Here is a 12,093-nt window from a genome sequence, read left to right on the forward strand (position 1 = left end):
GTATTCAGTTCACGCATTCCGGGTTGATACATCATATTTATCGGCGGGGTCGTCTTACGATAAATAGGAACTGTCAACCCTTCGAGATGTCGCAAGGCCCGACAAACCGACTTTGCCAACAGGAAGGGTTGAGAAAGCGCAGCGTTTCAGCGCTGCGCTTTCTCGAGCTTTATTACATGGTCTTGCCGGATTCGAACTGAGCGCGGATTTCCTTGCGCTCTGCTTCTGGGGCAGCAACCAGACCGTAGTTGGCGAGCGGAGAGTCAGGGCCGATCATCTCGTCAGAGGTGAAGAACTCGACATATTCCTTCAGGCCAGGGATCACGCCGAGGTGAGCCTTCTTGACGTAGAAGAACAGCGGACGCGAGACAGGGTACTTGCCGGAAGCAACGGTTTCCGTGGACGGAACAACGCCACCGACGGTCGCGACCTTCAGCTTGTCCTTGTTGTTGTCGTAGAAAGCGAGGCCGAAGACGCCGACGCCGGACTTGTTGGCATCGATACGAGCGAGCGTCTCGGTGTAGTCGCCGTCGATATCGACAGCCTTGCCGTCCTTACGGATGGCAACACACTTGGCAGCAGCCTGCTTGGCGTCGGAAACCAGACCCTTGATCACGTCCGTCGCGCCAGCTTCCTTGCAGCCGTCAGCCATGATCTTCTCTTCGAAGACTTCGCGCGTGCCGTGCTTGGAGCCAGGGATGTAGGCAGCGATCTCTACGTCAGGCAGTTCCTTGTTGATTTCGGACCACTTGGTGTAGGGGTTGGCAACCAGCTTGCCATCCTTGACGACTTCAGCGGCGAGAGCGAGGTACAGATCCTTCGGCTCGAACTTGACGTCCTTGTTGGACTTGTCCATGGCGAAGACGATACCGTCGTAACCGATCTTCACTTCCTGAACGTCAGCAACGCCAGCGGACTTGCAGGCTGCCAGCTCGTCAGCCTTGATCTTGCGCGATGCATTGGCAATGTCGATCGTGCCTTCGCCCACGCCGGAGCAGAATGCCTTCAGACCACCGCCCGTGCCGCCGGACTCAACAACCGGTGCCTTGAAGTTCGGGAAAGCTTCGGCGAAGCTTTCAGCAACGATCTTTGCGTAAGGCAGAACCGTGGAGGAACCAGCAACCTGGATCTGGTCGCGAGCAGAAGCGGCACCCGCGAAGGCAACGGACGCCACCAGAGCTGCTGCAGACAATTTAAAGAAGTTCATTATGACTCTCCCGTCGTGGGGCCCTTTTTCGGGCTTTCGTGAACTGTGCCGGCAAGAGGCTTGATCCTTAAGCCCGTCTGGGCTGTCCCGGCGGCCTCTTCATAACCAGTCTTGCCACACCCTTTTATGTCACTTCGGTGAAAGATTTGTGACACGTTAAATTATTGATTTAATATGACATTTTAAAAGGCAGGCGAAAACGACCTCGCTTCTGTGTCAAAACCTCACAGTAAAGTCCGTTCCGACGCCAATCTCGGAGCGGATAATGAGCCGGGCGCGGTGGCGGGTCAGAATATGCTTGACGATGGCAAGGCCGAGACCGGTGCCTTTTTTTGAGCGACTGTCTGCGACACTGACGCGGTAGAACCGCTCGGTGAGGCGTGGAACATGCTCGGCGGGAATACCCGGACCCTTGTCTACGACACTGACTTCGACGGGCTTGCCCGCATCCGCACGCAAAAACACATCGACGGCCCTGCCATCCTGGCCATATTTGCAGGCGTTTTCGACAAGGTTCTGGAACACCTGCACCAACTCGTCCCGGTCACCATTCACCTCTACGGGTCTTTCCGGCATGTGCAGCTTGATCTCGACATCCAGATCGCCAGCCAGCGGCAGCAGGGAATCACGCACATGGCCAAGAAGCGGCACGAGATCGACTGTCTGATCCGGCGCGATATTGGCACGAAGCTCAAGCCTCGACAGCGACATCAGGTCATCGACCAGGCGGCTCATGCGGGTGGCCTGATCGAGCATGATGCCGAGAAAGCGCTCTTGCGCCTTCGGGTCGTTGCGTGCCGGTCCCTGCATGGTTTCGATGAAGCCGCGCAGGGAAGCGAGCGGCGTTCTCAGCTCATGGCTGGCATTGGCGACGAAATCGCTGCGCATGCGGTCGATCCGACGCAAATCCGAGATGTCGCGGAAGGACAATATGTAAAAGGGTGCACCCGACGTCTGCGGCATGTCGGCAGGCGCGATGCGGACGATGAAGACGCGTTCGGATGGCAATCGCTCGGAATGCTCCACCTGGTTCGGCTGACCGGTGGCGATGGTTTCGCGAATAACGTCGAGCAGGCCCGGCGAGCGCAGCCTTCCGGAAATATGCGAACCAACCGGGAGAGTACCGAAGGCGCGTTCGGCGGCGGCGTTTTCGAAGAGCACGCCGGCGTCTTGGTCAAGGATGAAAACGGGCGTATCGAGAGCGGCAATGCCGGCCCGCACGCCTGCGATCAACCCTTGATCAACCGCGCCCTGAGGCTGCGCTTCCACCTTGGGTTTCTTCTCGTCCTTCTTGATGACATTGGATGGCGCGACGAAGAGGATGGCAAGGACGGCGGCAAGCCACAATGCGACGACGACGTAAGGTGAACGCCATTCGACAAGCGCCAAGCCTGCCAGCATCGTGACGACGAAAAGCGCAAGCCAGTTTCTCCGCATGCGGCGCATCTGTTTAAACAACGCACCCTCCCCGTCCATCGCTGCCATTGCCATCGCGAATCTTGTCCATTCGTCTCGCTCCCGATCCGACCGTCATAATCGCCTTTCATGACAGAGATTCTTCGCCCTGTCCTTTTGCAAGCCTTAGCCGGCAAAATTTATGTGGATGGGCTTCGATGCCGGAATCTCTTTGCTCTTGAATTCGTTGAGTGTCAGGCTGACCTTAAGAAGACAAAATGCCATAGGCTGAAAAGGGAGTGAGCATGAGCGAAACCGTCAAGGACAGATCCGTGACATTGACGATCGACGGCAAGGAGCGTGTCTTCAATATTGACGCTCCCGTGCTGCCCGACTGGGTCGAGGACAAGAAGCTGACATCCGGGGATTTTCCCTATGACAAGAAGCTCGGCCGGGAAGAATACGAGGCGGAGATCGAAGCGCTCCAGATCGAACTGGTGAAGGTGCAGTTCTGGCAGCAGGCCACGGGCCAACGCATCATGGCGCTGTTCGAGGGCCGTGACGCTGCCGGAAAGGGTGGTTCGATTGCTGCCGTTCGTGAATATCTCAACCCGCGCTATGCACGCGTGGTGGCGCTGACGAAGCCGACAGAAACCGAACGCGGCCAATGGTATTTCCAGCGCTACATCGCCCATTTCCCGACAGCCGGAGAGTTCGTGCTGTTCGACCGTTCATGGTACAACCGCGCCGGTGTCGAACCGGTCATGGGCTTCTGCACGCCGGAAGAGCACAAACGCTTCCTGAAAGAAGTACCGCGTTTGGAAAAAATGCTGGTGCATGAGGGCGTGAACCTTTTCAAGTTCTATCTGGATATCGGACGCGAGACCCAGCTCGAGCGCTTCCATGATCGGCGCCACAGCCCGCTGAAATCCTGGAAGCTTTCCGACATGGATATCGCCGCCCTGACCAAGTGGGACGACTACACCGCAGCGCGCAACGAGATGCTGGACAAGACCCACATAGACGACGCGCCGTGGACGGTGATCCGCGCCAATGACAAGCGCAGGCTGAGGCTCAACCTCATCCGTCATATTCTCACGTCGCTCAATTATGACGGCAAGGATGAGAAGGCGATCGGCAAGATCGATGAGAAGATCTTGGGAAGCGGACCGAAGTTCTCAAAATAGCTTGAGCGACGATCGTCGTCGCTCCGGTTTCAGGCCGAGGTGATTGGCACACCCAAGGAGAAGAGGCAGACCCACAGCTGCCTGCCTCTTTTCATTTATGGTTTCACTGACCTGGCAGGATGCGAACCGAATAGAGGTTGATGGGGCGGGCGGTGCCGTCGATATCGCTGTTGATGAAGATACGGCCAGGCGCATTCGGCGCCATGGTTCGATCGAAACTCACATTGATCAGCATATCCGCCCGCTCCTGCGTGGCTGTAAAGCGGTGGCGCGAGCAATCGCCAAGTGTGCCAAAGTCGCAGGATACCGACACCTGACTCTGACCATTGCTGCCAGATTGCAGCGTGATGGAAATCGTCGAGGACTTGCCTGCCATCTCCCGCAGCACCTCGGCCGGAACGGTGATGGCAATGTTGCCTGCGGCATCCGCCGACTGAGACGTGACGCGAACGGCCTTTCCGCCGCCGGTTGCCACGTTTTCCACCTTGGAAAGCGAACCAGGCTGGAGCCCCGCATTTCCGCGATCCGCGTTGAAAACTTCCTGCCAGGCGTCGGAGAAACCTCGGCCGGCGGCAAGCGTCGGCTCCTGGGGGCTCTGCTGACCGTCGAAATCTTCCGATTCCACCGAAGGCGGCGGGTTTGGAACGCTGGTGTCCCGCTGGGCCGGGCTCAGCAGCAAGCCGGAACTGTAGACCCACCAGCCACCAAGGCCGATAAAGGTTAAAAACGTAAACCAGATGAAAAGGCGTGTGATGATGCCCTTCTTGCGACGGCCCTTGGCCGCACGCTCCGGCTTGAAGGCAAGCGAAGAGGCCTCGAAGGACGGACCGGCCGCAGAGGTCATGCGGCCCAAGTCCTCGTCGGAGCGCTCGGCGCGAAAATCGCTCATCTCCGGCGGCTCAGATGCGGGCTCGCTGCGCGGCTCAGCACGCACCGGCGCCTCGACAGGCATCGCGGCACCCTCGTCCTCGTCTTCATGCCGCCGCGCGGGCGCAACGGACGGTGCCGCGACAGCGGGAGCAGACTGCGCGACGGCAGGAGGCTCGACAACAGGCGGCGCCGCACGTTGCGTTTCCCGACGCACATGATCCTCGACCACATCCAGCAGGCGGTTGCGCTCTTCCGTCTCGATGGCGTGAATGAGATTTTCCAGACGCTGACGCTGCTGCGCCACGACAGTCTGGTCATCTATGCCCTGCTTACGCAGACCGGCTTCCAAGGCCTGGCGCGACGATTGGTAGATGCGCGCGCGCACTTCGGCATTCGACCGATCCGATTTTTCCAGGGCATTTCTGATTGCCGTTTCCAGTCCGCTCACTCTCGGTCCTTCTTCCTCGCCATACGTGAAAGATCAACGCTTCGGCATCACGTTTACGATTCGGTAACGACTCGCGTCCCCAACCGCAAGCCACCTCACGCGCAAAGCGGAGATTGGCTTGGGGAAAACGTCGCCACTATGGCAGTTGGGCCATAAGGTTACCGGCAAGCGCCGATCACAATCCTCACCGCACGTCCCGACCGCCTTACTTCCTGCCTGCGCTTTTCGCTTTTCAACGGCGCTCACCTCGGCTAAATCTTACGTGCGCGTAAACGTAAATCGCCAAGTATCATTCCGTGGGAGGAACCATGCTACCGTCCATTCTCAAGGACAATCTCCGACTGCCGGTGATTGCCTCGCCGCTTTTCATCATCTCTCATCCGGAATTGACGCTGGCACAATGTAAGGCAGGTGTGGTGGGGGCATTTCCCGCTTTGAACGCACGTCCCGAAAGCCAGTTGGATGAGTGGCTGGCGATGATGACGGAAGAGCTTGCCGCACACAATGCCGCCAACCCGGACCGGCCTGCCGCACCTTTTGCGGTGAACCAGATCGTGCATATGTCCAACAAACGGCTGGAACATGATCTTGGGCTTTGCGTGAAATACAAGGTGCCGATCGTGATCTCGTCCTTGGGCGCTGTCCCGGAGGTCAACGCCGCGATCCACTCCTATGGCGGGATCGTGCTGCACGACGTGATCAACAACCGCCACGCCAACTCGGCGATCCGAAAGGGTGCGGATGGCCTGATTGCAGTTGCCACTGGTGCCGGTGGCCATGCGGGTACCCTGTCCCCCTTCGCGCTTGTTCAGGAAATCCGCGAATGGTTCGATGGCCCTCTGCTTCTGGCTGGCGCCATCGCCAATGGCGGCTCCATTCTGGCGGCCCAGGCCATGGGGGCGGATATGGCCTATATCGGCTCGCCCTTCATCGCCACCCGCGAAGCGCGCGCAACGGAAGCCTACAAGCAGGCGATCGTCGAGGCGCATGCCAATGACATCGTCTATTCCAACTACTTCACCGGCGTGCATGGCAACTATCTGAAAGCCTCGATCGTCGCCTCTGGTCTCGATCCCGAAAATCTGCCCGTCGCCGATCCCTCAAAAATGGATTTCGCCGCCGCCTCCACAGGCGCCAAAGCCTGGAAGGACATCTGGGGCGCAGGGCAAGGTGTGGGTGCTGTGAAAGCCATCGAACCCGTCTCCGCACTCGTCAACCGGCTCGCCCAGGAGTATGCTGCGGCGAAGCAGCGCGTCTGCGCGTCATAGGCGAAGAAGCTCATCGCCGGCGGGAAAATTTCAACAAGCTGACATTCAGCGCTTGAAATCCTGCCCCAATGGCTGTATCAGCCCGCCATACGCCGCGCCGAGAGATTTTCGGCGCTTGCGCAGGCCGCTTTAGCTCAGTCGGTAGAGCACGTCATTCGTAATGACGGGGTCACGTGTTCGAGTCACGTAAGCGGCACCATTTTTTCCCAAGGTAAATCAGACACATACTATTCTTCTGTTTTTTATCGGCTCATTTATGCTGCGCCTTTTTCTCCTTGTGCGACGAAATAGCTACCGTCATCTCGGATGGGATTAAGCGCCGCTTCTCCTACCACGCAACTCACAGCCACCATTTGCGCTAACGCCTTGCACGACTGATCTTCACAGCTTAATCCTTGCATCAATGCTGTTTGGCAAACTGCCCTTGGGAGAAAACATGATAACTTCATGGAGACCGCTACATGAGAACCATGCCATTGATGTAATGGCTCTCGCGCTGGTTTTCCGCGAACCGTTACCTACTCAAATGTTGCGGCAAGTATTACGAGACGCTGAGCAGCAAGCAAAAGCTGGAGGATTGGGCACCGCTCAACCTCATACCTCGTACGAATTTACTCTTAATCGAAACGACGTCACTCCCATCGCTAAGTCAGGCGCTTTGTTTAATGCTTATTTTGAGCCACAGAGCGACAGCGCGGTCCCCGACACTGTTGCCGAGCAAATTCAAATTGATCAAAACGCCATCGTCTACCGGACATGGAGATACGTGTCTTGGAACTACCACCGCAAACGTGTGCAAACGTTAGTTGGACCGGTCCTCTCTAATATCATTCCCGTTGTTGGACTGGCGAATGCGCGGCTTGAGTATCGGGATGTGTTTTATTTTGATGGTTCGACGGCTGACATTGATAATGGACTTCTGTTTCAGAAGCAGAGCCGTTTCATTGTTCCAAATGCGTTCAATCATCAATACGAATGGCATAGCCACACAGGGAACTTTGTGGAAGAAAATGACGTTTCAAAGAAGCTTCTACAGATCGCTATTAATGCTGTTGATGAGCAAGACGATCAAAAATCGACAAAAAGACGCACGGATGTGATGACAGCACGGGAAAACCGGTATCAACCAAATGTTGAAATTAATGCCGAAGCAGTATTTAATGACATGAATTCTGCTCATGATGAGCTTATTTCGACAATGTCGGAACTGCTTACAAAAGATATGGCAAAACGGATTTATCTGAAGGATTAACGCATGGGTTTTCGTGGAACTGGCTCGTTGTACGAGACTGGCATGGAAAGCAATTTCAACGAATTTCTGACCTTTTCTTCAAGTGAAAAGGTGGGAACGGCTTCCGCTGCTGTAACCCCTCGTCTTCCCAGTCGGAACGTACTACGCCTACATCAAGGTAAAGAGCACACAAGGGCGCGGTTTAGGATGTTACGGCGTCTCCCTGACAACCACGATAACGACGGCGCAAAAGCCGCGAACCGTGACAGCATCGATTCAGCCATCGCTTTTATCGACGCGCACTCGTTCGCACATCCAATACTCGCGACGTTAGATGACGAAGGATTTGCCGTTATCGAGATTGAGAGCGCTGATCGCAACACCTTCGCTGACATCACTTTTTTCGACGGCGATCAAGTTGAGTGCTACGTAAGAATTGCCAACGCTGAATCAGTGATGTGCCGGGGCCATTGGCAAGATGCTAAGATAAGTGATCTATTTGAGAAGTTTGGCGTGAGATAATTCGTGGCCGCCGAGGAATTTGCTAAACTTCTCAAAGAAAACTACGAAGACAAAGATCTAGCAAGAAAGCTGGAGGCCATTTGTCCGGATTGCCAGTGTGAAAATATAAAAATTGGCGAAGGGTCGCCCGGTCGCGTCGATGATAGCGAAGAGCTATATCGGGTAATGATATCCCCGCGAGATTATGACAAAGTAAGCAACCGGATGGCGCAAAAGCCCTTCGAGAAACTGTTTTCTTCAGGTTTGAGCGTAATGAGAAGCGTCGGTACGGGCGACGATTTTTTAGAGATCGCAAAAGACGGTTTATGGTCAAAGCCAGATGATCCAACTCGGGAAGTGCAAGAACTCTCTTCTGCAAGAACGGTTGATATCCGGCAGATGGAGACTAGAGACGGGAAGCGCAAATTTTGCATTTACGATCAAGTCGTGCCTCTAAACAGATCGGCAGGAACCCCCGTCCCCACTCATGCAGGTATCTTCCAACGAGAAATTTTATCTAATGTGGATGACGCCAAACGACTGAACAGGGATATGGCTTATGAACTTTACAAGCTCTTTTCCGAAAACACTATAAAGGTCGAAAACTTTCGCGGAAATCTTTTTGGTGACTTGAATGAGGAAGCTCGCCAAGGCCGGTACATACTAGTTGAATGATAGTTTGGCATGCAGCCGCATCACAACTCGTTTTACGTATAGTCAACAAGATGCTGCCTTGCCGGTCTTAATCGCTCTGAATGCACACCGCATTTCGAACGCACCGGACCAGATACCACGGCCAGCAGATTGGGCGAGAGCCTGATAACCGTTGTACCGGCCATTTGAGTAGCGAACCCAATCTACAGCCCATCCGACGCTCACAAGGGCTTCAATGGTGAGTGCAAACGCATATTGGAACGTTTCAGGGGTCGGTTGTTAAACTAACGCCGGCATATTGCTGTCAATCGAGGCTGTTGCAATAACCGAGGCACGAAGGAGCGCTCGAAGCTCTCCACCGCATCCCTTTCAACACAATCTCACGTTTTCGCGATGTGGATTTTCTGCCTCTCGTGCTTCTTCATCGCCTCGCCTATCTTAGTCTCTCAACACAAGAGGAGATTGAATGATCGACGAATTTGGCCCTTACGCGCAAATGGCGACGCTTGGGGAGCAGATGGCCAATCGGTACCAGATGGATGAGAACCTGGAGTTGGAGCCGCACCTCGCCCATTACATGGAAGAGGTTGAAGTCAATATCGCAGCCGACAGCTTCAACCATGTAGGGTTCATGAACAAAATTCTCGGGCGATTGAAATCCGCACTAGCAGCAGACGACGAGCCGCGGCGCCAGGAATTTCTACAGGCCGTCACCGTGGCGCTGCAGGAGCGCATTGATCACGCCTCTCGCGACGTTGCGCTCAGCGGAATTTGATCTTCGTCGATGCACACCCATGGCCACAAGGAGGCTTTGCGTCCAGTCACGCTCTCACGCGAGCCAAGCGGTCAGATTGGCTTCTGACCGAGCTTAATTGGTCTGTTGATGTGGTGCTGTGCGGGGAATTAGAGACCCATCCTGGCCCTGTGGAGCGATACCCTGCGGGGCAATGTGGACGTTGCCGCGAAAAAGGGCGATGCTGAGGACAAGACCGATCAGGACGCAGAGGAGAGCGACGAAAATCAGTCCGGCTTTGTCTATCGGCTTTTTCATGGATCCTACCATAGGCGCTAATTTGGATATGGTGAGGCGATGAACACCCTTTCTTACCGTCCGACATATTTGGTTATCAAACCGTAAAGAGACAACACCATAGCCGTTTTATTGCAAAACTATTTTAGGGCGCGACACTGAGGAAGTGCCCTGTGGCGGCAAGCGCGTCCGTAACGAATGGACGGACTGCATGCGCTCGGTGGAAACTGGCGTTGAACCAATTGGTGTCAAATCACGTTACTGGCCCGATAACAATGGACATGGGATTTTAGATCGTGGACGTCATTCGCATTTTGCTCGCCATCATCCTGCCGCCCGTCGGCGTTTTCCTGCAGGTGGGTCTCGGCCTTCAGTTCTGGCTGAACATCCTGCTCACGCTGTGCGGCTACCTGCCCGGCATCATCCATGCGATCTGGGTCATCCTGCGTAAGTGATCACTATCCGCTTGCCGCAAGCGGCGCAGGCGCTCTTCGTATAGACGAGCTCACGCAAAAGCCTGCGTTGCCCAAGCTCCCGCTGCGGCGGCGAGGCCCGTGAGCAGCGTTCCCCAGATGATATCCACCACACATAAACGCCACGTCCAACCCTTGAGGGTGGACAGGTTCGTCATGTCATAGGTGCCATAGGCCAGGAAGCCGAAGATCGCACCGGAGAGTAGCGCTTCACCGATCGAGCCGCCTGTAAAGGACGGCGCGACGGCGAAGTAGACGATGCCTGCGATGTAAAAGAGATAAAAGACGCCTGCTGCTACGAAATTGGGTTTGGGCAGCATCAGCTGCCCGATTTCCCGCTTATAAAAGCCGACGGCGAGCTTTGAGAGCCAGACGAAATCCAGCCCGAAGAAGACGATGGCCGTTGCGACATAGGCGATGATCAGTTGCATACGGCGAGCTTCCTTTTATGAGCGGGCGTCAAATTCCCAAAACCGGCTGAACCAGCCTGACGATCCAGCTTTTGAACTTCAGCGGTGCATCGGTGACGGCGAGGCAAATACAATCCTCCCCCTCGCCGGCTATCGGCTGGTGGGTGAGGTCTTCGTCCGCCTCTTCAAAATCGCCGCGATGGAAAACGTCGTCGCCATCGCGAAAGCATCCGGCGAGAACCACGGTCAACTCACGCCCGCCATGGGTGTGTTCGGGAACAGGCTTTCCAGCCGGAATCCTCAGCAAGCGAACCTGGGCTTCACCATCACGCGTGGGAATAGGAAAATGATAGGCGCCAGGGCCAAGCGGCTTCCACTTCAGCCTGTCGATATCTCCGCCGGCATAGGAGCGCAGAGGTTCTGGCAAGACCGACGCCTTGGTCGCGGCTGAGGCTGTTGCAGAAGGTCGCGTTGCAGGCGCCTCGGCGCGCAGGCGGGCCTTGATGGCGCTCCATTGACCCTCGGAAATTCCCTGGGCAGGTTCAACGTCACGCAAAAGGGCACCCGCCGTCATTTCCATGGCGTGCAACCGCTTGCGGCATTCGGGACACAGCGCAAGATGAGTGGCGACCGCAAGGCTCCAGCTTTCCGCCAGACTGCCCGACGCATAATCCAGAAGCAATTCATCGCTGATGTGGTGCCGAACACTCATGTGCGCGACTCCAGTGCTGTTCTCAGTTTGGCAAAGGCAAGCCGGATGCGCGACTTGACGGTTCCGATCGGCAAGCCAAGCTGTTGGGCGATGACGCTATGCGACATTTCCTCGAAGAAGGAACGCTTCAGAAGATCACGCTGCTCCTGCGGCAGGTCGGCCAGCGCCCGATGCAGACGCTCTGCATCCTGCAACTCTTCCATCTGGGTATCGGCGGCCGGCGCATCATCGGCGACGAAGGCCGGATCGTTCAAATCGAATTCGGGACGGCGATCGCGGCGGTGCGCATCGATTCTGAGATTTCGGGCAATTCTGAATATCCAGGCGGAGACGTTGCCTCTTGCCGGATCGAAGAGGGCGGCCTTGTTCCAGACCGTCATCATTGTTTCCTGCATCAGTTCCTCGGCGGCCTGCGCGTCACGCACCTGCCGTAACATATAGATCCGCACGCGGGGCCCGAAATAACGGAATACGGCTTCGAAGGCCTCCACACTGCGTTCCGATGCAATCGCTCTCAGCAGTCCGGGAAGCTCGTCCTCGATATTGTTCTGGACCGTTTCACCCATGCGAATAGGCTTTACCTCGCTCCCACGCGTTTTCTGAGCAACAGGCCTCTTCCTATTGTTGCTCATATAGTGGCATGGCGCCGACGCTATGGAAACATTTATCGTCATGATGGCGACTACGGCACGTCTATTTCAGTGGAT

The 12,093-nt window shown here is 55.9% G+C and carries 14 protein-coding genes and 1 tRNA gene; 8 read left to right on the forward strand and 7 right to left on the reverse strand.

Translation table 11 applies throughout. From position 1 onward, the window contains the following. Nucleotides 1–172: 172 nt before the first annotated feature. Nucleotides 173–1,207, reverse strand: a complete 1,035-nt coding sequence (locus PVA19_RS01515) for a substrate-binding domain-containing protein (protein WP_062445559.1) — start codon at nucleotides 1,205–1,207, stop codon at nucleotides 173–175. A gap of 216 nt (nucleotides 1,208–1,423) precedes the next feature. Beyond that, nucleotides 1,424–2,665, reverse strand: a complete 1,242-nt coding sequence (phoR, locus tag PVA19_RS01520) for a phosphate regulon sensor histidine kinase PhoR (protein ID WP_440598414.1) — start codon at nucleotides 2,663–2,665, stop codon at nucleotides 1,424–1,426. A 242-nt stretch (nucleotides 2,666–2,907) separates the two neighbouring features. On the opposite strand from phoR, the gene ppk2 reads away from it, so the two are divergent. Continuing rightward, complete coding sequence (gene ppk2 / locus PVA19_RS01525) at nucleotides 2,908–3,789, forward strand: polyphosphate kinase 2 (protein ID WP_274100938.1); 882 nt, start codon at nucleotides 2,908–2,910, stop codon at nucleotides 3,787–3,789. Between the two features lie 103 nt (nucleotides 3,790–3,892). Here the strand turns inward: ppk2 and PVA19_RS01530 are convergent, their stop codons facing one another. Further along, nucleotides 3,893–5,107 (reverse strand): hypothetical protein, encoded by a 1,215-nt coding sequence (locus PVA19_RS01530; protein ID WP_274100939.1) that lies wholly within the window; start codon nucleotides 5,105–5,107, stop codon nucleotides 3,893–3,895. A gap of 308 nt (nucleotides 5,108–5,415) precedes the next feature. Here PVA19_RS01530 and PVA19_RS01535 point away from each other — a divergent pair, with 308 nt between their 5' ends. The 6 genes from PVA19_RS01535 to PVA19_RS01560 all read left to right on the forward strand — a co-directional run bounded on the left by PVA19_RS01535 (nucleotide 5,416) and on the right by PVA19_RS01560 (nucleotide 9,536). Beyond that, nucleotides 5,416–6,375 (forward strand): NAD(P)H-dependent flavin oxidoreductase, encoded by a 960-nt coding sequence (locus tag PVA19_RS01535; protein ID WP_274100940.1) that lies wholly within the window; start codon nucleotides 5,416–5,418, stop codon nucleotides 6,373–6,375. Between the two features lie 123 nt (nucleotides 6,376–6,498). Next, a tRNA-Thr gene (locus PVA19_RS01540) sits at nucleotides 6,499–6,574 on the forward strand. Nucleotides 6,575–6,811: 237 nt separating this feature from the next. Then, a complete protein-coding gene (locus PVA19_RS01545; protein WP_112955607.1) occupies nucleotides 6,812–7,627 on the forward strand; it encodes a hypothetical protein in 816 nt (271 codons plus the stop codon). Between the two features lie 42 nt (nucleotides 7,628–7,669). Continuing rightward, entirely contained in the window at nucleotides 7,670–8,128 is a 459-nt protein-coding gene (locus PVA19_RS01550) for a hypothetical protein (RefSeq protein WP_274100941.1), read from the forward strand. Between the two features lie 3 nt (nucleotides 8,129–8,131). After that, on the forward strand, nucleotides 8,132–8,782 hold the full coding sequence (locus PVA19_RS01555; RefSeq protein ID WP_274100942.1) for a hypothetical protein: 651 nt from the start codon (nucleotides 8,132–8,134) through the stop codon (nucleotides 8,780–8,782). 445 nt (nucleotides 8,783–9,227) lie between these two features. Beyond that, nucleotides 9,228–9,536 carry a hypothetical protein gene (locus PVA19_RS01560; RefSeq protein WP_274100943.1) on the forward strand — a complete coding sequence of 103 codons (309 nt, stop codon included), beginning with the start codon at nucleotides 9,228–9,230 and terminating at the stop codon, nucleotides 9,534–9,536. Between the two features lie 93 nt (nucleotides 9,537–9,629). Here PVA19_RS01560 and PVA19_RS01565 read toward each other — a convergent pair whose 3' ends face one another. After that, nucleotides 9,630–9,812, reverse strand: a complete 183-nt coding sequence (locus PVA19_RS01565; protein WP_062427051.1) for a hypothetical protein — start codon at nucleotides 9,810–9,812, stop codon at nucleotides 9,630–9,632. A 275-nt stretch (nucleotides 9,813–10,087) separates the two neighbouring features. Here PVA19_RS01565 and PVA19_RS01570 point away from each other — a divergent pair, with 275 nt between their 5' ends. Next, nucleotides 10,088–10,246, forward strand: coding sequence for a YqaE/Pmp3 family membrane protein (locus tag PVA19_RS01570; RefSeq protein WP_082447281.1), 159 nt, complete (start codon nucleotides 10,088–10,090; stop codon nucleotides 10,244–10,246). A gap of 50 nt (nucleotides 10,247–10,296) precedes the next feature. On the opposite strand, the gene PVA19_RS01575 is transcribed toward PVA19_RS01570, so the two are convergent. Genes PVA19_RS01575 through PVA19_RS01585 form a run of 3 tightly spaced genes read right to left on the reverse strand, consistent with a single transcriptional unit; the run spans nucleotide 10,297 to nucleotide 11,952 of the window. Further along, complete coding sequence (locus tag PVA19_RS01575; protein WP_062427052.1) at nucleotides 10,297–10,695, reverse strand: DUF2177 family protein; 399 nt, start codon at nucleotides 10,693–10,695, stop codon at nucleotides 10,297–10,299. A gap of 28 nt (nucleotides 10,696–10,723) precedes the next feature. After that, a complete protein-coding gene (locus PVA19_RS01580) occupies nucleotides 10,724–11,386 on the reverse strand; it encodes a ChrR family anti-sigma-E factor (protein ID WP_274100944.1) in 663 nt (220 codons plus the stop codon). Then, nucleotides 11,383–11,952, reverse strand: a complete 570-nt coding sequence (locus PVA19_RS01585; RefSeq protein WP_062427054.1) for a sigma-70 family RNA polymerase sigma factor — start codon at nucleotides 11,950–11,952, stop codon at nucleotides 11,383–11,385. The genes PVA19_RS01580 and PVA19_RS01585 overlap by 4 nt, the downstream gene beginning before the upstream one ends. Nucleotides 11,953–12,093 lie beyond the last annotated feature (141 nt).

Source organism: Agrobacterium sp. CNPSo 3708, from assembly GCF_028674915.1.
GTDB lineage: Bacteria > Pseudomonadota > Alphaproteobacteria > Rhizobiales > Rhizobiaceae > Agrobacterium > Agrobacterium cavarae.